General features: G+C 59.1%; 22 protein-coding genes. 11 read left to right on the top strand and 11 right to left on the bottom strand.

Going from position 1 to position 22,871, the window contains the following annotated elements; genetic code table 11:
* Positions 1-9: 9 nt before the first annotated feature.
* The 4 genes from KZO34_RS09030 to KZO34_RS09015 form a co-directional block, all read right to left on the bottom strand.
* Entirely contained in the window at positions 10-1,608 is a 1,599-nt protein-coding gene (locus KZO34_RS09030; RefSeq protein ID WP_219475857.1) for an AMP-binding protein, read from the bottom strand.
* Between the two features lie 40 nt (positions 1,609-1,648).
* Positions 1,649-2,122 carry a MaoC family dehydratase gene (locus tag KZO34_RS09025; RefSeq protein ID WP_219475855.1) on the bottom strand — a complete coding sequence of 158 codons (474 nt, stop codon included), beginning with the start codon at positions 2,120-2,122 and terminating at the stop codon, positions 1,649-1,651.
* A 137-nt stretch (positions 2,123-2,259) separates the two neighbouring features.
* Positions 2,260-2,721 (bottom strand): MaoC/PaaZ C-terminal domain-containing protein, encoded by a 462-nt coding sequence (locus KZO34_RS09020; protein WP_219475854.1) that lies wholly within the window; start codon positions 2,719-2,721, stop codon positions 2,260-2,262.
* Between the two features lie 45 nt (positions 2,722-2,766).
* Positions 2,767-3,981 (bottom strand): CaiB/BaiF CoA transferase family protein, encoded by a 1,215-nt coding sequence (locus KZO34_RS09015; protein ID WP_219475853.1) that lies wholly within the window; start codon positions 3,979-3,981, stop codon positions 2,767-2,769.
* A 1,013-nt stretch (positions 3,982-4,994) separates the two neighbouring features.
* Here KZO34_RS09015 and KZO34_RS09010 point away from each other — a divergent pair.
* The 5 genes from KZO34_RS09010 (at position 4,995) to KZO34_RS08990 (ending at position 8,453) form a co-directional block, all read left to right on the top strand.
* Positions 4,995-5,420, top strand: coding sequence for a DUF4124 domain-containing protein (locus KZO34_RS09010; RefSeq protein WP_308318786.1), 426 nt, complete (start codon positions 4,995-4,997; stop codon positions 5,418-5,420).
* An 88-nt stretch (positions 5,421-5,508) separates the two neighbouring features.
* Positions 5,509-6,420, top strand: a complete 912-nt coding sequence (locus KZO34_RS09005) for an esterase/lipase family protein (protein WP_219475852.1) — start codon at positions 5,509-5,511, stop codon at positions 6,418-6,420.
* Positions 6,417-6,746 (top strand): hypothetical protein, encoded by a 330-nt coding sequence (locus KZO34_RS09000; RefSeq protein ID WP_219475851.1) that lies wholly within the window; start codon positions 6,417-6,419, stop codon positions 6,744-6,746. The genes KZO34_RS09005 and KZO34_RS09000 overlap by 4 nt, the downstream gene beginning before the upstream one ends.
* Before the next feature lie 38 nt (positions 6,747-6,784).
* The gene (locus tag KZO34_RS08995) at positions 6,785-7,042 is read left to right on the top strand and encodes a YdcH family protein (RefSeq protein WP_219475850.1); all 258 of its coding nucleotides are present in this window, start codon (positions 6,785-6,787) and stop codon (positions 7,040-7,042) included.
* Positions 7,043-7,142: 100 nt separating this feature from the next.
* A complete protein-coding gene (locus tag KZO34_RS08990) occupies positions 7,143-8,453 on the top strand; it encodes a glycerophosphodiester phosphodiesterase family protein (RefSeq protein WP_219475849.1) in 1,311 nt (436 codons plus the stop codon).
* Between the two features lie 87 nt (positions 8,454-8,540).
* Here the strand turns inward: KZO34_RS08990 and cysK are convergent, their stop codons facing one another.
* The 4 genes from cysK to KZO34_RS08970 form a co-directional block, all read right to left on the bottom strand.
* Positions 8,541-9,512, bottom strand: coding sequence for a cysteine synthase A (gene cysK, locus KZO34_RS08985; protein WP_219475847.1), 972 nt, complete (start codon positions 9,510-9,512; stop codon positions 8,541-8,543).
* A 39-nt stretch (positions 9,513-9,551) separates the two neighbouring features.
* Entirely contained in the window at positions 9,552-12,476 is a 2,925-nt protein-coding gene (locus tag KZO34_RS08980) for a transporter substrate-binding domain-containing diguanylate cyclase (RefSeq protein ID WP_219475846.1), read from the bottom strand.
* Positions 12,477-12,555: 79 nt separating this feature from the next.
* Complete coding sequence (gene trxC, locus KZO34_RS08975; protein WP_219475844.1) at positions 12,556-12,993, bottom strand: thioredoxin TrxC; 438 nt, start codon at positions 12,991-12,993, stop codon at positions 12,556-12,558.
* Between the two features lie 76 nt (positions 12,994-13,069).
* A complete protein-coding gene (locus tag KZO34_RS08970; RefSeq protein ID WP_219475841.1) occupies positions 13,070-13,513 on the bottom strand; it encodes a methylglyoxal synthase in 444 nt (147 codons plus the stop codon).
* Positions 13,514-13,598: 85 nt separating this feature from the next.
* On the opposite strand from KZO34_RS08970, the gene KZO34_RS08965 reads away from it, so the two are divergent.
* Entirely contained in the window at positions 13,599-14,387 is a 789-nt protein-coding gene (locus KZO34_RS08965) for an ATP-binding protein (RefSeq protein WP_219475839.1), read from the top strand.
* A 1-nt stretch (position 14,388) separates the two neighbouring features.
* On the opposite strand, the gene KZO34_RS08960 is transcribed toward KZO34_RS08965, so the two are convergent.
* From KZO34_RS08960 to pdsR, 3 genes are read right to left on the bottom strand one after another with little or no spacing between them, the layout of a single operon-like run.
* The gene (locus KZO34_RS08960; RefSeq protein WP_219475837.1) at positions 14,389-15,696 is read right to left on the bottom strand and encodes a DUF3422 family protein; all 1,308 of its coding nucleotides are present in this window, start codon (positions 15,694-15,696) and stop codon (positions 14,389-14,391) included.
* 15 nt (positions 15,697-15,711) lie between these two features.
* The gene (locus KZO34_RS08955) at positions 15,712-17,751 is read right to left on the bottom strand and encodes an ATP-binding protein (RefSeq protein WP_219475836.1); all 2,040 of its coding nucleotides are present in this window, start codon (positions 17,749-17,751) and stop codon (positions 15,712-15,714) included.
* A gap of 3 nt (positions 17,752-17,754) precedes the next feature.
* A complete protein-coding gene (pdsR, locus tag KZO34_RS08950; RefSeq protein WP_219475834.1) occupies positions 17,755-18,456 on the bottom strand; it encodes a proteobacterial dedicated sortase system response regulator in 702 nt (233 codons plus the stop codon).
* A gap of 192 nt (positions 18,457-18,648) precedes the next feature.
* Here pdsR and KZO34_RS08945 point away from each other — a divergent pair, with 192 nt between their 5' ends.
* From KZO34_RS08945 to KZO34_RS08925, 5 genes are all read left to right on the top strand, one after another.
* The gene (locus tag KZO34_RS08945) at positions 18,649-20,769 is read left to right on the top strand and encodes a marine proteobacterial sortase target protein (protein ID WP_219475832.1); all 2,121 of its coding nucleotides are present in this window, start codon (positions 18,649-18,651) and stop codon (positions 20,767-20,769) included.
* Positions 20,766-21,362: a class GN sortase gene (locus KZO34_RS08940; protein ID WP_219475831.1), complete on the top strand. Its 597-nt coding sequence runs from the start codon at positions 20,766-20,768 to the stop codon at positions 21,360-21,362. The genes KZO34_RS08945 and KZO34_RS08940 overlap by 4 nt, the downstream gene beginning before the upstream one ends.
* Positions 21,363-21,410: 48 nt before the next feature.
* On the top strand, positions 21,411-22,109 hold the full coding sequence (locus tag KZO34_RS08935) for a lysophospholipid acyltransferase family protein (RefSeq protein WP_219475829.1): 699 nt from the start codon (positions 21,411-21,413) through the stop codon (positions 22,107-22,109).
* Positions 22,110-22,213: 104 nt separating this feature from the next.
* Complete coding sequence (locus tag KZO34_RS08930; protein WP_219475827.1) at positions 22,214-22,456, top strand: GlsB/YeaQ/YmgE family stress response membrane protein; 243 nt, start codon at positions 22,214-22,216, stop codon at positions 22,454-22,456.
* 2 nt (positions 22,457-22,458) lie between these two features.
* Complete coding sequence (locus tag KZO34_RS08925) at positions 22,459-22,863, top strand: MAPEG family protein (RefSeq protein ID WP_219475825.1); 405 nt, start codon at positions 22,459-22,461, stop codon at positions 22,861-22,863.
* Positions 22,864-22,871: the final 8 nt, after the last annotated feature.

Raw genomic sequence — 22,871 nt, 5'->3', positions numbered from 1 at the left:
CTGGCGAGCCTATTCAGTTGCTGGTTTATCCGCCTCGATAGTCGGTAACTGTTCGCGCAATTTATTTTTGGCAATGCGATCAAGCGTTGAGCGTGGGAAGTCTTCGACAATATGTACGGATCTTGGCACTTTAAAATCGGCCAGTGCGTTGCGGCAGTATTGAATAACCCGTTCGCTAACCTGAGCCTCGGTCAATGACTTATTGGCATCGTTCAGGCGAATAAATGCGGCCGGGACCTCCCCAAGCATGGCGTGCTTCCGGGCCACGACCGCACACTCCAGAGCCAGTCCGATTTCGTTGATCGCGGTTTCAATTTCCAGAGCCGCGACATTTTCCCCACCGACGCGGAGCATGTCTTTATCGCGGTTTACGAAGAACATCCAGCCGTTTTCGTCGATGCGCACTATATCGCCAGTATCGAGGGCGCCGCTTTCATTGAATGCTTCTTCCGTCTTCTCGGGATTTTGGTAGTACTCTTTAAACAGTGAGACGCCGCGTTCGCCGCGAATGTACAACAGACCCTGTTCGCCCGGCCCAGCTAGCTCACCATCGTCCCTGAGCACTTCAATCTCGTACAGTGGCGATGGTCGCCCCATGGTGCCGGCAGGGCCCGGTTGATCCGGGTCGGTGACAATGCAGGCAGTGGTGGTCTCGGTCATGCCCCAGAGCGCCAGCGTTTGCACTCCAAATTCCCGCTCAGCCTCTGGCAGTCGCTCCAGGCCAATCATGATTCTCACCTTGTGCTTCGGCACGGGCCGACCTTTGAGGGCTTTGAAGCTAAAAGGGATCATCGAGACCCAGGTGACATCATATTTAGCGCAGGTGTCCCAGAATCGCGACGCGGAAAATCTCGGGTGCACCACAATCGTACCGCCGGACCAGAAAGCCGAAAGCAGGCTCATCTGAGCGTTGGCGTGGAACAATGGCATATAAACAAGTGTTATGTCGTCGCGACGCAGCCGCAGATTCATGGCCATGGACTTGCCGCCCCAGAGCGCATTGGCCTGGGTCCAGACCGTTGGCTTTGGCCGCGAGGTGGTACCAGAAGTAAACTGAACCGCGAAATTACGAAGGCAATCTACTGGAAGCCTGGGAATCTCGGTGTCGGACAACACTGTCGATACAGGCTCGGCATTCAGCGTTTGTGTTTGCTCGTCTGTAAGCTGGCCAGAGACAATCAATGGCGTGCTGTCACCGCAGGCTTCACGGACAAGCGCTGCATAGGTGGGGTCAGTGATGGCGCACTTGGGCTGCATCACCTCGGCAAAATATCTTACATTTTCGGCTACAGAGCGAGTGTTTGTGGTCACAGGAACTGCACCCAAATAGGCGCAGGCAAACCAGGTGCCAAGAAAATCGGGCGAGTTGTCCAGGTGCATCAAAACAAAATCGTCCGGGCCAATCCCGCGCGCTTTTAAACCCGCGGCAAGACGTTTGGCCTCGTGCGCCATCTCGGCATAGCTCCAGCGGCGCTCGGGACCATCGAAGGGGGCCCAGACCACAAAGGTTTTATCTGGCTGGCGCTCGGCCCACTGCTCAAGCAGTGAGGGGACATCCATGCCATAGAATGCCCCAAGTTTTGAATGGCGATTTCCGTTTGTGCTCATCGACGTCACTTCCGTTTAGCAGTCAAAAAGGGCTTCCTTGTCAGGGATTTCGTTTTTCGACGTAGATCACGTGATGGGCTACACAGACGACTTCATCATTCTGATTCGTCGTAATTTTTTCTTCCGTGATCAGCCCATGACTGGACTGCTCGGGGTGGTCCCTTTTATCTATTACCGTAACCGTGACTTTGATTGTGTCGCCCGCGAAGACTGGTCTCGGATAGCGGATTTTGTCATACCCATATGACATCCCGTGTGGGTTCAGCGGCTCGCCCTGAATACACAACCCGGTGCTGATGCTGAAGGTCGCATTGCCATGGATGATCGGCTCTTTGAAAGGCTGGGTTTTGCACCACTCCGCGTCTGTGTGGTGGGGCATCCAGTCACCAGAATGCATGGCATGCATAATAAAATCGGCTTCGGTAATCGTCCTGCCGGCCGTAACCCTGCTTTCCCCAATCTCGAAGTCTTCAAAAAATTTCGCAACTTCTTTGTATTCTTTGGCCTCCGTCATTTCGAGCTCCTTTCTGACGACCTTGCGTTGCTGATCGTCAGGGCACCTTGTTTGCAGGCGCCCCGTTCCCAAATAATTTGATCGAGGCCAAATGACAGCAGCAACGATCAACATCTTCCTCTGCGGAATACCTCCAATCAGGCTGACGGAGTCCTCTTGGTCACAAAGAGAACGTGCTCGACGAAAGCGACGGTTTCTCCCCGTTGATTGGTCGTTGTCTCTGTTTGGGTCATCAGCCCATGGGTTTTGACCTTCGGATGATCCTGCTTGTCGGTGATTTCCACTTCGACCTTGATCGTGTCGCCCGGAAAGACCGGGGCAGGGTAACGGATTTTATTGTAGCCATACGCCATGATGTTCGGGTTTTCCGATGAGGACTGAAAGATCAAACCTGTACTGATGCAGAAGGTCATGTTTCCATGGGCGAGCCGGGTCTTGAAGGATTGCTCTTTGGCGAATTCTTCATTGGTGTGATGGGGTTGCCAATCGCCGGAGTGCATGGCGTGCATCACAATGTCCGTTTCAGTGATGGTCCGACCGCCGGTCACGAAGGACTCGCCAATCTCAAAGTCCTCGAAATATTTATGCTCACCGCTCATGTTGATTTCTCCATAGTGAATGTGAACGCTACTACACGACATGCACTAACGAGGCAAGCCTATTGCCCCTGCTGCCGCCAGTGCGTTGACGTCTTCTTCGCTATATCCCAGCGCCGTCAATTCAGACATCGTATGCTCACCGACACCCGGCGGGTTTTGCGGTTTAACCCTTTCATACCCATCACTAAAGATATGTATCGGACTGTCGACGGTACGAACCCCTTCCGAGCCCTCGACCTCCGGGAAACAGCCGTTTGCAATCATGTGTTCGTCGCGCGTGTTTTCCGCGGTGGTTTGCGCCACGCTGTAGTTCACGCCGAAATCGCTCAGGCGCTTTCTGACCACCTCCAGGTCATGGGTTACGACGATCTTCTGCATTTCGTCGAACAGCGCCTTGGCATTTTTGAGGCGCAACTGCGGTGTCGCGAAGCGCTCATCCCCCTTCAGGTGATCGGCGCCGAAGGCATCTCGAAGGTTTTCGATGTTGTTCGGATTAAGTTCAACGATGATGATGTAGCGACCGTCTTTGGTTCTGAACCGGCCACCGGCGACCGGGTTCGGCCACTCATCCATATGGAACTTGGGCATCGGCGGCGTGCCGACGAGTGCCGCCTGTGTCATGCAGGCGTTTGCCCACAGGCCGTTGTGCATTAGCGAGGTAAAAACCTCGGAGCCCTTGCCAGTGTGTTCTCGGTGGTAAAGCCCTGCCAGGACAGCACCGGCGAGCGTTGCCGACGTGCCCAGGTCACCGATTCCGACGGGCAAAGCGACCGGGTCACCGTCCTTGGCCCGCATTTCCTCCATGATGCCGGTTCGGGCGTACCATGCGGTCATGTCGAAACCCGGCGCGTCCTTATCGGGTCCGGCTTTGCCGAAGCCATTGATCGAGGCATAGACGATGTCTGGCTTGACTGCCTTGATGTCTTCATATGTGTGTTTGAGAGCGACCTGAACCGGATGAGGCGAGTTCGTCAGAAAGACGTCGGCCGTCGCCGCCAATTTGTACAGTGCTTCCTGAGCCTCCGGCTTCTTGAGGTTCATGGCGATCGACTTTTTGGTCCGATTCTGGATGTAGGTCGTCCATGGGATCTTGCTCGGCGGTAGTCCAGGTGTTAAGTGTCCATAGCGCCAAGGATCACCACCGAGAGGCTCTATCTTGATAACCTCCGCGCCTAGATCGGCGAGGATTACCGTCGCATTGGGTGCAGCAGCCATAGAGGCCACTTCGATAACTTTTATACCTTCTAGAATGTTGCTCATTTCCTTTCTCTCCCAACTAGTCATGTGATGATAGATTCACGCCCAAAGAGCAATTCGTGACTTTGCAAGGCCTCAGGAAAGGCTGCGTATACAGGGCTTCGAACAGCCCGGTGTTCAGGTCTGTGCTGATTTCTTTGGACTGGTACTGAATGCCGGCCTGAATGGTAAGCAGTGGGGAGGAGGGCGTTTTTGATTTCGGCCGGTTCGCTTGCGGCGTCACTTCGTGAAATCGCCGAACTTGGGGCTAGGGCCGCCATACTAAAACAGGGTGTAACAATTTCACTTCGAGAACGCTTGGAGCACGTATTACCAATTTTCATCGAACCGTCCCTTTTATGATTCGAAAAATCAGAATCTCTGAGTGCTCCGCACACCCGCGTGGGCGCTTGCTAGGCCCAGCGCTTGGATACACAAAAACAAGGATAGATCAAAAAATATACAGAGGAGAAGGGTTGTTGGTCCTCGATCGCTGCAATTACATCGAGGCTGCGAGAAAAAATCCTAAGAATATGCAAAGAAACAAAGAGCTTGGAATAGCTATTATGTTGCTCGCGATGGCTGCGAAATTTCTAAGTCTGATAGCCGTATGGTTGAATGTATTCACCATTAATTGCGAGCAAAAGGTGAGTTTGAAAGGGTCTATAAAACTGGCGGCACACCTGCCGGGTTCTACCCCGTTGCGGCGGACATTCCTAAAAAGAGGCTGTATTTCGCAAAGGGAAAGTATTGGTCTATCCGACTGAATGTTCGCTTTGCGACCAGAGTTGCCTAACGGTCGCATTGTGCTGTCAATTTCCAACCAAATTATGGTGTCGCCATCCGCAGCCAGTAAGAACTCTATGCTTCAACGTTTAGGCATCCTTTGGATGGAACTATATTCTGTGGCTTAATTCCGCCAGTGGGGCTCTGTTTAAATCTACGTAGGTAGTTGAAACCTTCTCGAGAATTACTAAGGTTGAGATTTCATTAGGCTTTCAGGGAAAGAAATTATTGTGTTTATAAGGATGTTTTTTGTGTTTTCGGCTCTTTTCTCTACGTTTTCGTTTGCGGGTGTCTACCAATGGGTAGACGCCGAAGGCCGCACCCATTTCGGCGATCGCCCCCCTTCCGAAGTCACTTCCAAACAGGTCCAGATAGAGGCGGCGCCAGCTCAGCCTGATGCCACCACCCGTGAGCGGCAGGAGAAAATTGAGAGTTTTCTCGATCAGAAGCAGCAGGAGCGGAGTAAGCAGCAAGCGGTGCGTGCCGAGGCGGAACAGCGGGCTGCGAAGCAGGCCGAGGTGTGTCAGAAGCTTCGTGCCCGCCTCAAATACATGAAGAGTGTCTCCGGGTTCTACAGTCTGAACGACCAGGGCGAGCGGGTGTTCGTCAATGATGCCGAGAATAGCCAGATTCGGGAGCGTTTCCGGGAGAAGGTGCAGCAAACCTGCAGCCGCTGAAACGACGCAGCCGCCAAGCCATGGGGGTCAATTCTATTGGCGATAATGGGTGTAGACTGGGGATAAATTGCACAGAAGGATTCTGCCCATGTCGTCTGCTCCCATGCCCCGATGGCAGCGCCACACGTCTGCTATCGCGAGTGGCTTTCTTGGTGACTGGCTGGAGTCGCGGAGGAATCCGCTGGCGGTCACTCTGGCATTGCTGCACCGCGGCACCGAGCTGGATCCCGCCCGGCCTGATATCGACGAGCCCTCCGGTACCTTGTGCATATCCATACATGGCCTGATGGAGCTGGACACGGTCTGGCGCCTGCCGGATGCGTTCGGTGGCAGCTACGGCGCCTCGCTCTCTGCCGGCATTCGTGGTGGGGTTACCGATCTGGTTCTGCGTTACAACACCGGTCGGCCCATTTATCGCAATGGCGATGATCTGTCCGAGTTGTTGGAGCGGGTTGTTGCATCCTGGCCCGTGCCCGTAACCCGCATTATTCTGCTTGGGCACAGCATGGGTGGTCTGGTGATTCGCAGCGCTTGCGAGTCGGGTAAAACGGCGGGCCACCAGTGGCTGAATGCTCTCAGCGATTGTGTGTACATTGGCTCGCCTCACGATGGCTCGTGGTTGGCCCGGGGCGCGCGTTCGGTGGCGGGGATGCTCAATGACATGCCCCGTGATTACCTGAAGGTGATTGGCGAGGTGATTGATTTGCGCAGCTCGGGCATTCGCAACCTTTCCCGGGGCGACATTCTGGAACAGGACACTGGCGAAGCGCCGTTGCTCCCCGGAGCCCGGCATTATGTGGTCTGCGGTTTGTTGTCCCGATCCAGGACACACCCCGTGAATGCCTGGTTTGGTGATGCCCTGGTGCATGAGGCCAGTGCGCAGGGTCGGGAACAGTCGGGATGGCAGCTGGCGGGCATGGCCACGTTTCCGGGTATTGACCACATTCGCCTGGCCCATCACCCGGATGTGGCAACGCAACTGCAGGAGTGGTTGGTATGAGTATTCAGTTCGATAAACACCAGCGGCGCTGGTGGTTGGGAATGGGGGACCTGCTTACGCACGGCGCCCGCCACAGTGCGATAAAGCTCGAGCGGGTTCATCTTGCGATCGCAGACGAAACCTTCGGCATCCTCGAACGCGTGCCTGTTACCCGTCCCTGGAGCAGGCTGGTGCGGGTTTCGCACCATGGTATTTCACGATTGAGCTACCGAAGCGTGAGCCTGGCCGCCGCTGGCCTTGGCCATGCGATTGCCGCGTTATCGGGCGATCCGGAACCGCCCGTTGACCGGGATCAAGAAGCCCCGGCACGCGGCACTCTAGACTGATCGGGATTAGTCCTTAACCCCGTCACGGAGAATGCCCGATGTCCTTGGAAAAACACGATCTGTTGCACGAACTGCCTGAGTCGAAAGAAGCCATTCACCTGCTCAAAGCCAACAATGGCCACTTTGCCCGGCTGTTTGATGAGTACCACGAACTGGACCATGAGATTCACCGGATCGAATCGGGTGCAGAAAACACCTCTGATGAATACCTCGAAAACCAGAAGAAGCAGCGCCTGAGCCTGAAGGATCAGTTGTACACGATGATTCGGGAGTACGAGGCAGACGCCGCCAGCTGACACAAAAGGCCCATCAAGTGGTCAAATAACGGTCACGCCTACGTAACCCTCCCTGTGAACACTGAATCGGCAGTATTATTCATTTCACAAGGAGCTGGTTATGAGTTTACGCACATTGTTGGGCATCGCACTTTGCTCACTTCCCCTGGCTTTAGCGCACGCAGCGGCAAATGCCCAGGGTGCCCAGTACTGGATGCCGCCGGGGCAGGTTGACTGGCACAGTGTGTTGAAGCACGGTGCCAACGGCCATGACACCATTGAGATCGGGCCGCGTCCATTCTGGCTGGTTGAAGACATGGATGAAGGCCCGCTGAAAGAACGCCTGCAGGCCTGCGGCACCAAGCACCTGAAGCGAACCGGTTTCTCGATCGGCCACCGGGGCGCGCCGCTGCAGTTTCCCGAGCACACCCTCGAATCCTATGTAGCCGCAGCCAAAATGGGTGCCGGCATTGTTGAGTGTGATGTCGCCTTCACCAAGGACCGGGAGCTGGTGTGCCGCCATGCCCAGAATGACCTGCACACCACCACCGACATCGTTACCATTCCTGAACTGAATGCCAAGTGCACACAGCCCTTCGTGCCCGCAGACCCGGCAACCGGCACCCCGGCCCAGGCGGAGTGCCGGACCAGCGACATCACCCTCGCCGAGTTCAAATCCCTGAAGGGCAAGATGGATGCCTCCAACCCCATGGCAACCACGCCGGAAGAATACGTGGGCGGCACCGCAGACTGGCGGACGGATCTTTACACCGCTCGAGGCACCCTGATGACCCATCGCGAGAGCATCGAGCTGTTCCAGGCCCTCGGCGTGAAATTCACCCCGGAGCTGAAATCACCCGTGGTCGAGATGCCTTATGAAGGCGAGTACAGCCAGCAGGACTATGCCCGCCAGATGATCAATGACTACCGCGAGGCCGGGGTGTCGCCCGATGATGTCTGGCCGCAATCCTTCAACCTGGAGGACGTGCTGTTCTGGGTGAACGAAACCCCGCGCTACGGCGAGCAGGCAGTCTTTCTGGACCAGGCCGCACCCAACAGAGAGAATACATCCCTCGCCTATATGGAAAGCCTGAAAGCCCAGGGTGTGAACATTCTGGCACCTGCGCTCTGGAAGATGCTGGCCCTGAACGGTCATGAGGAAATCGTGCCATCCGAATACGCCGAGAACGCCCGTAGGGCCGGTCTGGACCTGATTGCCTGGACGGTCGAGCGCAGTGGTCCCTTGGCTAACGGCGGTGGCTGGTACTACCAAAGCGTCACGGACGCCATCAACAACGATGGTGACGTGCTCAAAGTGATTGACGTGCTGGCGCGGGACGTGGGGGTGATTGGCATCTTTTCTGACTGGCCTGCCACCACAACGTTCTACGCGAACTGCATGGGGCTGGCGGACGAGTCTTCTCGTCACTGATGGACGGGGAAGGACACGACCGTAAAGTATCGGTGTGGGGACAAACCGGGGACGCGGCCACTGGCGGCGTCCCCGTTCAGCCCTTCCTTACTGCTTGTTCTCCAGATCCCCGAAACGGTCGGCAAACAGTGCCGACGACAGGTATCGCTCCGCCGAATCCGGCAGTACCACGACAATATTCTTGCCCTTGTGTTCCGGCTGCTTGCTGACTCGCACTGCCGCGACCACCGCAGCACCACAGGATATACCGCACAGGATGCCTTCTTCCTGCATCAGCCGATGGGCCATGTCCATGGCTTCTTCGTTGGTGACGGTTTCCACCTGGTCCACCAGTTCCAGATCCAGGTTCTTGGGCACGAAACCGGCTCCGATGCCCTGGATTTTGTGAGGGGCGGGAGTCGGCTCTTCGTCGTTCAGGGTCTGGGTGATGATGGGGGAGTCGGCAGGCTCAACGGCCACGGTGGTGATTTTCTTGCCCCGAGTTTCCTTGATGTAGCGGGATACACCGGTGAGGGTGCCGCCGGTGCCAACGCCGGAAACGAAGATGTCGATCTCGCCATCGGTGTCGTGCCAGATTTCCGGCCCTGTGGTGTCTTCATGAATGCGCGGGTTGGCCGGATTCTGGAACTGCTGGGGCAGGAAGTAGTTGTCCGGATCGGAGGAATAAATCTCCTCGGCCTTCGAGATAGCGCCGGGCATGCCTTTGGGTGGCTCGGTCAGGACCAGCTCTGCGCCCAGTGCCTTCAGTACCTTGCGCCGCTCCAGACTCATGGAGGAGGGCATGGTGAGGATCAGCTTGTAGCCGCGGGCTGCTGCCACGAACGCCAGCGCAATACCGGTGTTGCCGCTGGTCGGCTCCACAATGGTCATGCCGGGTTTGAGCGTGCCCCGTTTTTCCGCATCCCAGATCATCGCCGAGCCAATGCGGCATTTCACGGAGTAGGCCGGGTTGCGGCCCTCGATCTTGGCCCAGATGGTTGCCCCGTCACTCACCCGGTTCAGTTGAACCAGCGGGGTGTTACCAATGGATAGGGAGTTGTCTTCATAGATGCGTGCCATGGTGTGCTCCTTGTCGTTTTTAGGGAAGTCTAGCACCACTCACTCTTTAATGGCCCGAACCTCCAGACGGTTCCGGCCATTCTGTTTGGCGCAATAGAGTGCCTGATCGGCAAGCCGGAGAAACGATGCCGGCGAATCACTCGGTTCCGGTATGCCGGTGGCAAGCCCGATGCTGACGGTCAGGTTAATTTCCTGACCGCCGAAGACCGTCGAGCAGTCGGCGATGGCGTTTCTGAAGCGGTCCAGCCGTTCGATGATTTCCTTGCGATCCTGGTAGGTGGTGAAAATGACAAACTCCTCTCCGCCAAACCGTGACAGCCGGTCCGTTTCCCGCCGGAAATGCCGTCTCATGGTATCCGCCAGGGTCTTCAGGCAGTGGTCGCCGGCTTCATGGCCATAGGTGTCGTTGATTGACTTGAACAGGTCGGCATCGACCATGGCCACCGCAAAGCCGTCACGGTTGCGCTGGCACCACTGGAAGCTTTTTCGGAACTCCCGGTCAAAGTAGCTGCGGTTGCCCAGCTGGGTAAGATCGTCGGTTACACTGAGGCGGGCCAGGGCGTCATTGGCGCTCGCCAATTGGCGGTTGAGTCGATTGAGTTTGCGGTTCCAGTAGAACATGAGTGCGGCACCGATAACTGCGATACCCACCAGCTGCCATACCAACCGGTAATCCACGGACTGCTCGATCTTGATATCGCGCCAGTAGCTTTCGAGGCTGCTACGCTCCTCGGGAGTCAGGCTGTCGACCAGTTTCTGCATGATCCCGAGCAAAGTGGGCTGGTCGCTCCGGGTGGCCACAGACAGTGACCAGTCGGCCGGGATGCGGCCGATCACCTTGACGTCAGCTAAACCGAGCTCCTGCATGTGGTAGCTGGCGGTGGCAAGGGTGGTGACGTAACCCGCCAGTTCATTGTCCTGCAACAGCTTCATGCCTTCCGTCTCATTCTCAACTTCAACCAGTTTGAGACCCGGGTAACGGTACTGCAGGAGTTCCGCGAACGCATACCCCTTAACCAGGCCCACCCGTTTGTCGCGCAGGTCGCCCACGTTCTCGATGAAGGGTGCTTCGATGCGGCCGAGAATGATGTTCGGGACTTGCAGATAGGGTGTGGTGAAATTCAGGAAGCGGGTTCGATCCGGGGTCTTCATGGCCAGCGCCAGCATATCGCAGCGCCGTTCCTCGACAGCTTCGAGACTTTCCGGCCAGGAGTCCGTCTTTACCAGTTCAAAGCGTATGTTGCTGCTCTCACTGAACAGACGAAAGGCTTCCGCTGACAGGCCCACATGATTGCCGGATGAATCCAGCCCTTCGAGGGGCATCCAGTCGTTATCAATGCAGTAGGAAACGGATCGGTTGCGTTGATCGAGCCACGCCTGCTCTTCGGGTGAGAGCCGGAGCTCGGCCATGCCCCGGGATTCTGTAGCCTTGGACGCGCCCAGCCATCGATCCTCGATGGTCCTCATTTCCATGGGACTTATGGCGGCCAGCGCCTGATTGAGAATATCTGCCAGTGGCGCCAGTGAAGCCCGGACACCGAAGCGAAGGTCCTCTCCGGGATGATCCTCAAACACCAGTTCCCCGGCAATCCGGACACCGGGAATACGCAGCTCCTGAACCCAGAAATTCCCATTTGGCAAAGCGGCGAGTACGACATCCACTCGGTCATGTTCGAGAGCCTGGAACATGGCTTCCTGGGAATCAAAAACCTTGGTGTTGGCCCCCACTATCCGGAGCACCTCGTCCTGATAGTAGATGTCAGAGGTAATACCGACGGTGTAGCCTGAGAGGCTGTTCAACCCCTTGAAGTCGAGCCCACCATCACGGGTAAATGCAACATTGGGAATTATGTAATAGGGGGCCGTAAACTGTGTAAAAGCCTGGCGTTTTTCCGTCAGGGACATGTTTCCAAGAACATCAATAGTGCCATCCTGGAGCATGGGGAAAAGCTCGGACCAAGTGCCGCTTACAGGAATGACCTGCAGCCCGGTGAGGTCTGACAGGCGATTCAGTACATCCACGGACAGCCCCTGCAGCTTGCCGCCTGCCTTGAAACTGAAGGGCGCATAGTCCCCCATTAAACCGACCCGCACCGGGCCCAGCTGTGAGATGAACAGCTGTTCGCTGTCACTCAGCTTGAATTTCAGGCTCTCGCTGATGCTGGTGCCGCCAAACTCCCGCCAACGTTGCAGCAATTCCGCTTTCCTGGACTCCGGGATCGCCCCGAGGCCAAGCTGTATGCGCCGGAACAGCTCGGGATTGTCTTTTCTCACGCCGATACGCAGGTCTTCCTGGGATTGGGGGCCAAGCGGCGCGGCGCCGACAATGCTCAGAAAGTACAGGCCCGCAATATTGGCCTGATACTTCATGCTGAGACGCGGCCCGACAATCACATCCACCCAACCAAACGCCAGGGCTCGGACCAGGCTCGGAATTGAGTCATAAGTCCTGACATCAATTCCGCTTCCAACCAGCAGATCACGGTAATAGACGTCCTCCACGACACCGACCCTAAGGTCTTCCAGATCAGCCAGAGATTTGATGTCTCCTATCGGCCGGCCGCTATCCTGCATCAGATAGGTCTGGCGTATGTGGTAGGGCTCGGTAAACAGGATCCGGTCCGTCTGGTCTTCCCGGTATGAGATCGAATCGATGGCGTCCAGCTGACCGGCGAGAAAGGCTTCATAGAGTTCGGGCCAGTTGCCGGCCCGGAATTCGAATTGAATGCCGCTGTTGGCCTCAATCTCTTTCAGGACATCTGCCGAAAACCCGGACGTGGTTCGGCCTTCAAAAAAGGAATAGGGCTTGTTGTCGGCGACGATGCCGATGGAAACGGTGTCACTGGGGGTTGATTCTTCGGCGCCGTGGGTGGCATTTGAAACGCACAGACCCAAGACGGCAAGAAAGGTAAGCCCCAGCCAGGTGAGATAATTGTTTGAACGGGGGGCAAACCAGTCGCTCATTGCGTTGCCGGTAGTAGTCAGTCCCTGATAGGACTTCAGTGTAGACGCTGCGACCGGCTTTGCCCAACGGGCTTCCGCGCTAGCTCATGGTCTGGTTCAGCCAGGCTGACAGCTGGGATGCCGGCATGGCACCGCTTTTCCGAGCCACTTCTTTCCCGCCGCGGAAGAGTATCAGGGTTGGAATGCTTCGAATGCCGAACTGACCGGAGGCCTGCGGTGCTTCCTCGGTATTTACCTTGGCAAACGCAACCTTTCCGGCCCATTGCCTGGCGGCTTGCTGAAATTCCGGTGCCATGGTTTTGCACGGGCCACACCAGCTGGCCCAGAAGTCCACCAGTACCGGCAGATCGGATTGCGCCACGACTTTTGTCAGGGTGGCGTCGTTCAGCGTGGCGATGTCGCCGGCCAGCAACGGCCGTTTGCAGGCGCCGCAGTTGGGGTTGTCCGCAAGACGGGCAACGGGCACACGGTTGGTTCTGAGGCAGTGAGGGCATGTGATCTGACGGACATCGGTCATGGGCGTTCTCCTGAAGGGCCTTCTGGTTCAGATGGAGCCCGGGGTGGCGGAATTCAAGATGTCAGTCCCTGGCGAATCAGGGGCTCACGTTCCGGCCGGTGTAATCCGAGAAGTCAGGCTTTTTCGGATGGTGCTGGTCGTCGGTCATGTAGGCCGAGGTCAGAATGAATTCGGCGGTGGCACGGTTGCAGGCCACCGGGATGTTCCAGAGGGCGGCAATCCGCAACAGTGCCTTGATGTCCGGGTCGTGGGGTTGGGGTTCGAGCGGGTCCCAGAAGAACACCAGCAGGTCGATTTCGCCTTCGGCGATCTTGGCGCCAATCTGCTGGTCGCCGCCCAGGGCGCCGCTCAGCAGGCACTGGATGTCATCCCGCTGCAGGTGCTCACCGAGCAGGCGGCCGGTTGTACCGGTTGCGTACAGGGCCAGCGAGGAAAAGCGGGTGCGGTTCTCGGCCACCCAGTCCACCAGTTCCTTTTTCTTGTTGTCGTGTGCCACCAGGGCGACGGATTTTACGGCCATTTAAGGTAAAGTCTCCATTTTACTGAACGAATCCGACGGCCAGTGTTTCATAGCCGGCCACCGGACGGAATAGGACAGAAGGGTTATGTCAGTGACCGACACCGTTGATTGGAGAACCACCTCCGCCGCCCTCTGGCGTCGCCACCGTTCCGGTTTGCGGGCCATTCGCCGGCTTGATCCGGTGCAGTGGCAGGACCTGACAGGCATTGACCGGCAGCAACAGGCGCTGGCCCGGAACACCGAGCGCTTTCTGGCGGGGCAACCCTCCAACAATGTGCTGCTCTGGGGCTCGAGGGGAACGGGGAAATCGTCCCTGATCAAGGCCTTGCTGAACCGCTACAGCGATCGTGGGCTACGGATGATTGAAGTGGACAAGGACGATCTGGTGAATCTGCCGGAGATCGTCGACGACATCTGTGACCTCAGCTTCCGCTTTGTGATCTTCTGCGATGACCTGTCGTTCGATGTGGGGGAGTCCGGTTACAAGGCGTTGAAAAGCGTGCTGGAAGGCTCACTGGAACTGCCGCCGGAGAATGTCCGGGTGTACGCGACCTCCAACCGCCGGCACCTGATGCCGGAATTCATGTCCGACAACCTCAAGAGTGAGATCCGGGACGGGGAGCTGCATCCGGCCGAGGCCGTCGAGGAGCAGGTCTCCCTGGCCGACCGCTTCGGCCTCCAGCTGTCGTTCTACCCGTTCTCGCAGGATGTCTATCTGCAGGCGGTGGACGCCCTGTTCCCGGAGGTGGCCGACCGGGAAGCCCTGCACCGGCAGGCGATCCGGTTTGCTACCGGCAAAGGTGTGCGCAATGGCCGGACGGCGCAGCAGTTCTATCGACAGTACGCCGGAGAAAATCTCTCGGATCCGCGCTAGGCTACTGCCGTTTGGCGAGCTTGATGAACCGGTTGTGGATGGTGCGCACACCGAAGAACACCAGCAGCAGGGTGACGGGGATGGCAATGCCAAGCACCAGCGACTTGTTGAAGTCGAAACCGGCATCGTACATGGATTCGAGTCCCAGCTTGAGCAGCCCCACCAGATAGTAGGAAATGGCCACCACGGAAAACCCTTCCACCGTGTGCTGCATCATCAGCTGGATTTTTGAACGGCGGTCCATGGAGCTGAGCAGTTGCTGGTTCTGGCTCTGGATGGCCAGCTCAACCCGGGTGCGCATCATGTCGGAAGCCCGGTCGACGCGCCTTGACAGGTCCTCCAGGCGTTCGCTCACCGCTTCGCAGGTCTTGACCGCCGGAGTCAGACGGCGGGTCATGAATTCGGTGATGGTCAGGTGGCCCGAGAGCTCGTCTTCCCGTAATTCTTCCAGCCGGGTCAGCACCAGCCGGTGGTAGGCCCGCGTGGCCGAGAAGCGAAAGGTGGAATGGGCCCGGAAGGCTTCAATGCGGGAGGCGATGTTGGTCAGTTGCGCCAACAGTTGCTGTTCGTCCACATCCTGGTTATCGGCGAGCGACTGGGTGATGATCGCCATCTTCTGGTCCATATCATTCAGCGCAGGCGTGATTTCCCGCGCCACCGGCAGGGCCAGTAGCGACATCAGGCGGTAGGTCTCGATTTCCATCAGCCGCTGGGTCAGTCGGCCGAGCTGGCTGTCCGACATGTGGTGGTTCATCACCATGAAGCGTCCGAACCCGTCACTGTGCAGCTTGAAGGTGCCCCAGACCCGTGCCGCGCCTTCCTGCGGGCTGCTGCCAACCAACCGCATTCCCTCGAAGTGTTTGCGCACGTACGCCAGGTCCCCCTGGGCATCTTCGGTGGCCGGCCGGATTTCAAGGTGAAACGCCGCGACCACGGTGCCCGTCAGTTGCTCCAGCCAGCCCTCCGGAAGCAGCGAGATACCGGTTTCGGAAAACGGTGTGTCGTCACCGGTGGCCAGGTTGGTGAAGGTGTAGGTGGCGAACTCCATGTGCATTTCCCGGCGAATCCGGAGGTTGCCGAAGGTCTGCTCGAAGCATCCGACTTCCTGCTCGGGCACCGGATAGCCCAGCTGGCGGTGCAGTTGCTGAAGGTGCAAAAACTGGAGTCGGCGTTGCTCGGGAGTGGTCAGGACCGCCATCTGGGTAACCCGGGCCGGAGTCGGCAGGACCTGGAACGGACGTGAGTGCAGTTCGTTGTAGAGGTCATCCCGCAACGGGTGAATATCGAGGCAGTCCAGTCGTGCGCTCACGGCAAGGTCCTGTGGTCAAGAATTGGCTGTCGGGATGATAACGCGGAATCGGACGCCGTCAATTCCACCTTGGACCCCATTGGCCGCTTCCACTCGTCCACCATGGAAGTCGGCGATGAGTCGGGCAATCAGAAGCCCCTGGCCCAGATGGCCTTCCTCCTGCCCTTCACGCAGGGACACAAAGGGGCCAAAAATATCGGTTCCGGAGTCGCCCGGCAGTGCCGACCCCTCGTTGAACACCGACAGCCAGAGGCCATCGGGGTGGCCTTCGAGTTCCACCTGGATCAGCCCACCCTCGGGGGTGAAGTCCCGGGCGTTGTCCACCAGCTTGTCGAGCAGCTGGACCATGAGTTCCGGGGAGCCGGTCATGGCGCAACCGTGCTCGGGGCCGACGTACCGGATCTGGTGGTGTGGGTCCAGCGACTGGTAGGCGGCGCTTGCCTGGGACGCCACCTCGGCGAGTTCGAAGTGTTCCTTGTCGGCGTGGTCAAAGCTTTGTTCCAGACGGGCCGCCTCGCTCATGCCATTGAGGATCTGACGCAGTCGGTCGGTCGCGGCCGAGGCCCGTTCCAGGTATTGCTGGCGCTCGCTTTCCGATTCGCTGTGGCTCAGGTTTTCCAGTGACGAACGAACCACCGCGACCGGCGTTTTCAGTTCGTGGGACAGGCGTCGGGAAAAGCTTTCCAGGTAGCGGTTGTAGCCATGCAGGCGGTCTACCATCTGGCTGAAGTGGCGTTGCAGCTGTCCGAGTTCATCGTCGGAGCCGGAGGGTGGCAGGGATCCGGTAATCCGGCCGTCTTCGTCGACACTGGCACTGACCGCCCGCTGCAACCGGGTGATGCGCCAGGACAGCCAGCTGGCGTAGCCCAGCAGAACCAGGGTCAGGCCCACGATGATCAGGGTGCTGCGGGCAATCACCGAACCCAGGGTGGAGCCCGAAAGCGTCAATAGCTGGTCCAGGGATTGTTCAAGGATCAGGGTGCGACCGCCAAACACCGGTTCGGTGGTCAGAAGCCAGATGCTGCCGTCATCATGCTGGACCAGTCCTTCCGGTGGCACGGTATCGGGCGCCAGTTGACTGCCGCCGTTGACCGCTTCCGCCGGCTCCGGCTGGTAAAACCGGATCAGCGCCCGCAGGGCATTCAGGCTGATCTGCTCGGTAACCTGAAGTGGGCTCAACTGGTCGAATTCCGGCCGGGCCTGACCCGGCGTCAGTTGCTGTCGTGCGATCACCCAGCCGCCGGGTTCTATGACCCGGACACTCTGACCCGGATTCAGGCGTGGTTCCAGTTGCCGTTCCAGGCCGTGGTCAGGGCGGACAAGCACGGGCATCGGCTTAACCGGGGTGCTGACACCGGCTGGCGGGTTATCGTTCGACCACCGGGCAGCAAAACCAAGTCGGCTGCCGGCCGGTGGCTCGGGCATCTGGAGTTCCAGCTGCCAGCCCGAGCGGGTGGACTGCCAGCTGCCGGTCACGCGGTAGTCCGGGGTGTCGTTGTCGGCTCCGGTCACAGCGTAAAAGGTGCCCGGTGCCGTTGCCCTGATCAGCCAGGACCGGTCCTCGGCGGCCACACCCACGGTGTCGTCCGGCGGCTGCAGCCAGAGCCTCACGCGATCATGGGGGGCGTCGGCATTACCGGGATCATACAGCGTGGGTTTTCGGTTGGAGATGCGAATCAGCAGGTAAAGATGACGGCCGTCGGAAGCGGCTTGCCACTGTAGCCCGGGTTGTCCCGAGTCTTTCATGGCATCCGTGCCCTGCCACGGTTGGGCCTGTTCTCCCTCTTCGTACCCGGGCCAGTCGTCCGGGTATCCGTCAAGGTTCAGGGATCGGTCCAGTGGCTCGACATAGATCGCCGGCTGGCCGGAGGTGACCGGGGTCTGACCGATCAGTGCGTCGCCCGCGGTGCCGGCCAGCCGTTTGGCCTGCATCCGCAGCTGCTCCCGGGCCTGTTGGCGCAGGGCATCGTCCAGCTCCAGCACAAACTGCAGGCCCGCCCAGGGAATCAGCAGCATGAGCAGGCTGGCAACCAGGAGCTGACGTTTCAGAGTCACCGGTCAGGCCTCATGGGCATTCCAGCGGTAGCCCATGCCATAGGCAGTCTGGATGCCGTCGAACTTGCCGTCCAGTTGGGTGAACTTGCGGCGGATACGTTTGATGTGGGAAGTCACGGTGTTGTCGTCGAGCACCGTACTGGCCGCCTCCATCAACTGATCGCGGCTGCGGACATGCCCCGGGTGCTGCACCAGTGAATGCAGCATCCAGAACTCCGTGACGGTCAGATCGAGGGGGCGGCCATCCCAGGCCACGGTCATCCGGTCCACATTGAGGGCGAGCCGCCCGCGTTCCAGCACCTCGTCGGGCTTTTGCAGGGCCTCCGCCCATGCCTCGGCGCGGCGCAGCAGGGCGGTTACCCGGGCCAGCAGGTGTTCCATGCTCATGTCCTTGGTGACGTAATCGTCGGCGCCCAGTCGTAACCCGTGTACCGAATCGATGTCACTGTCCCGGGCCGTCAGAAAGATGATGGGCAGGGTCTGGGACAAGCCCCGCAAGTCCTGACACAGGGCGAACCCGCCTTCCGGCTCGTCACCCAGTCCGACATCGATGATGGCGAGATCCGGCAGTTCCTGCCGCAACACCTGCCAGGCAGCCGGCCGGTCACCAAAGGCGGACACCCGGTAGCCCCGGCGCTCGAAGGCGACTCGGTAATTGTCGCGAATGGCAGGTTCGTCTTCGATCAGAACAATGTGTTTCTTCATGGTAAAGACAGTTCGGGTAACCAGTGAGCCTCTATTTAAACACGGAGCGCCGCAAGAGCAAGGCTGGCGCCGGGGGTTGCCACAATTGATCATTTTTTGCGGCCGGAATGCCCGGTTTTGCCACCTCAGGCACTCATGGGGTTGCTGAAATGACGACACATCGACCAATCATGCAGCAACAAGGACCCCGACATGATGCTCTCTACCGGACTGCTCAAACTAACACCCAGGCTTACAGACCGCCAATACCACCGGGCCCGGCGCTGGGCCGAAGGCGTCAGCCTCTGGCTGGCGGTTTTGCTGATGCTGTTCGTGCATCCGCTGTACGCCGAGGCCAGCCAGTCAGAGTCGGAATATGCGGGCCTGCTGCATTTCGTGGATGCGGCGGGACGCTGGCAGGAGCCGGCCATCGTTCTGGATAGTGACTTTGATATCCAGGTCAGTGGCCTGATCGCCGACAGCCGTCTGTCACGGCGATTCCAGAACACCAGTGACGACTGGCGCGAAGGCGTATTCGTGTTTCCCCTGCCGGAGAAAGCCAGCGTTTACGGCCTGACCATGAAGGTCGGGGAGCGCACCATCGTTGGCAAGGTGCAGCCCAAGGCCGAAGCCCGTAAAACCTATGAGAACGCCAAGGCTGCCGGTCGCCATGCCGCGAACGTTGAGCAGCAGCGCCCCAATCTGTTCACCGCGCGTGTGGCCAATATTCCGCCCGGTGAAACCATCGAGGTGGAACTTCGGTACCAGCAGCCGGTGGCGTATCGGGCCGGTGAGTTTGAACTGCGCCTGCCGACCACACTCACACCCCGGTACATGCCGGGACAGTCGCTGGCGGAGTCCTCAGGGCAATGGCAGGGCGGTTGGGCCATGCCCTCGACCCAGGTGCCGGATGCTGATGCCATCAGCCCGTTTACCGTGCGCGCCAGCGACGTTGACGCCGGCAGTCATCGGGCATCGGTCCGGATGACAATTGACGCGGGACTGCCGCTGGCCCGGGTGGTCAGCCCCACGCACCGGCTGGAAACCCGGCTCGACGGACAGACCGTGGAAGTGCAGCCGGAGCACGGGCGGCTTTTGATGAACCGGGATTTCGTGGTGCGCTGGCGGCCGCTGACAGGGAAGGAGCCCACGGCGGCCGTGTTTCACCAGCGCTGGCAGGACGAGGACTACCTGCTGACCATGATTGTGCCGGGCAGTGACAAGGCCAATAGGTTGCCCCGGGAACTGGTGTTCGTGATCGATACGTCCGGGTCCATGGCCGGAGAGTCAATCCGCCAGGCCCGCTCTGCGCTTCAGAGGGGACTGGATACCCTGAAACCGGAGGACCGGTTCAACATCATCCAGTTCAACAACCAGACTCATACCCTGTTCATGCAGCCGGAACCGGCGAACGGGAACAACCTGGCCCGCGCCCGCCGTTATGTCGCCGGTCTGAACGCGGGCGGCGGCACCGAAATGGCTCCGGCACTGGAACTGGCGCTGGATACACCGGGCGGCGAGGGTGAGGACGCTGCGGAACGGGTGCATCAGGTGGTGTTCATCACCGACGGTGCGGTCGGCAACGAGGCGGCCCTGTTTGCGCAGATTCGACAGCAACTGGGGCACCAGCGCTTGTTTACGGTGGGTATTGGATCGGCGCCGAACCTGCATTTCATGCGGGAGGCGGCCCGCTGGGGGCGCGGCTTGTACACCGCGATCCAGGATCCGGCAGATGTCGGCGGCCCCCTGGAAACACTGTTTACCGCCATGGAGGCGCCGGTACTGACCGATGTCCAGGTCCAGTGGCCCTCCCAGGCCGAAAAAATAGAGAGTTTTCCGGCCCGGCCGGGGGACCTGTTCCAGGGTGAGCCCCTGATCCAGGTGGTGCGGGGCAGCGGGCCGGCGGGTGTCCTGAAGGTATCCGGCAAGCTGCCGGGTGGCCGGACCTGGGAGCGCTCGCTGGACCTTCAACAGGCGGCCACGGGTACAGGACTGTCCCGTCACTGGGCACGGGAGAAAATTGACAGCCTGCTTGATGCAGCGCGGCTGGAGGGCACAGAGCCGGACAAAGCCCGCGTGACCCACCTTGCCGTGGAGCACGGTCTGATGTCGCCCTACACCAGCTTTGTGGCCGTGGACGACACACCGGGCCGACCGGTGGATGCACGCCAGGGCACAGAGCATCTTCCGACCCTTCTGCCGGCGGGCAGTCAGGCCGGAATGTTGCGCTACCCGCAGACCGCGACCTTGGCTCCGCTGTTGACCGCCCTGGGACTGATGGGCCTGATGTTTGCCGCAGCCATGGGTCTGCTGCAACGGAGGAAACTGGTATGAGCCGTCTCTTTCTGCTGTTGGTGACCTCATCGGCCACGCTGCTGGTGTTCGGGCTCTGGATCCCGCTGAAAGCAGTGGTTGCCCAGGAACTGCTGGAGCTGGCCTGGGCCGAAAGCCAGGCCAGACAAACCGATACCCGGCCCTGGCCCTGGGCCGACACCTGGCCGGTGGCCCGGCTGACCGTGCCCGACCTGGAGCAATCGATGATTGTGCTGGCAGGTGGGCACGGCGAGAGTCTGGCGTTTGGGCCGGGACAGGTTCTGGGCAGCGAGAACGGCCGGGGTCCGTTGGTCATCGCCGGACATCGCGATACCCATTTTGACGAGCTAAAGTTTCTGGAGACGGGCAGTGAACTGCGGCTGCAGAGTCGGGATGGTGGTTGGCGGACCTACCGTGTGCTGGCAACGCGCATTGTCGACAGCCGCTCTGAACGGATAGATACCCACCGGCTGGCGGAAGATACCCTGTTGCTGGTCACCTGCTACCCGTTTGACAGCATGGATGCCGGTGGGCCCCTGCGTTACGTGGTGGAGGCCCGCGCAGGCGGGCCCGGCAATGACATGGAACAAATTGATACTGTTGCCGGAACCTGAGGTTGGCGTACACTTGTGCGCCAAAATTCGGCAACAGAGTTGTATTACATGGGTGCATTGAGAAAATTGCTGGCTTGGGCGAGCGTGCCGGTTATCTGCCTGTTTGCGCTGGTATTTTACCTTGCCCGGCCGTTCAATCCGGACAACAATCGCCTGCTGGCCCTTGCGGTTGCCCGGGTGGGGCGTGCCCTGCTGGGCATGAAACGCCCTCTCGAGGGCCGCGAGAATATGCCCACCGATCGCCCGACGGTGGTGATTGCCAATCATCAGCACAACGATGACCTGTTTGTGGTCGGTGACCTGTTACCCCCGAGGACCGTGACGGTCGGAAAATCATCCCTGGTCTGGATTCCCTTCTTTGGCCAGGTGTTCTGGCTTGGTGGCAACGTGATTCTCAATCGTGCCCGGTCCCATAAGGCCATCGCAGTCATGCGGGCCACCAGTGAAGCCATCACCCGTGAGCGGAAGAGTCTCTGGGTGTTCCCTGAGGGCACCCGCAGCCAGGGTCGTGGCCTGCAGAAATTCAAGAAAGGTGCCTTCCATGCCGCCGTAGCCTCCGGCGCCCCGATTACCATGGTGTGTGCCCGCCAGTACGAGGACAAGACCCTGGGCTGGAGTGGTCGACGGGAACCGGTTCCTGTCCGCATCTTGCCGCCAATAGAAACCGCAGGCATGACCACCGAGGACATCCCCGACCTGATGGTCCGTTGCTACAGCCTGATGGCCGAGGCCATCGCCGAGTTGTAGAAGCGCCCGCAGTTCCGAGGGAAGTTCTTGAAGCACCTCCGGAAACAGGGCAGTCTTGGCGGGTCTGAACACGATGTTGGATGACCTTCAGGGAGGGGTAAGCAATGAATCTGATTTTGTTTCTGATCATCGGTGGTGTCGCCGGCTGGCTGGCCGGTCTGATTATGAAAGGCCGTGGCTTTGGTGTGCTGGCCAATATCGGTATCGGTATTGTCGGCTCGTTCATCGGCGGTTTTGTCTTTCGCCTGCTCGGCCTGATGGCTCAGGGCGCGGTGGGTGAACTGGTAACGGCGACCGTGGGTGCAGTTCTGTTGCTTGCCATCGTCAGCGCGATCAAGAAGGGCTGAACATGATCGTACCTGTGACTGGAGTGTTTGCCGCCGTCATTGGCATTCTTTTGCTGGTATTGTCCGGGCAGGTGGTCAGGTTCCGCCTCAAGTACAAGAAGGGAATGGGCATCACCGATGACCGGGACTTCGAGGCGGCGGTCCGGGCCCATGCGAACCTGGTGGAATACGCTCCTATCGGGTTGCTGATGTTGGCTGTGGCCGAGCTTAATGGCGTCCCCTCAGGTCTGATCTACTGGTCCGGTATGATGCTGGTGGTCGGTCGCATCCTGCACGCATGGGGCATGATTAATGGCCGAGGCGGAACCCATTGGGCCCGTATGCTCGGCATAGTCCTGACCTGGTTGGCGATCCTCGTGACCGCCATTCTGCTGCTGTGGAATGTCTGGCAGGTGTACGCCGGGTGATGCCGACT

Origin of the sequence: Marinobacter sp. F4206, from assembly GCF_019392195.1 — a bacterium.
In the GTDB taxonomy this organism is placed as follows: Bacteria; Pseudomonadota; Gammaproteobacteria; order Pseudomonadales; family Oleiphilaceae; genus Marinobacter.
The sequence above is the reverse complement of the archived record's forward strand: the minus strand, read 5'-3'. Positions and strand labels throughout refer to the sequence as shown.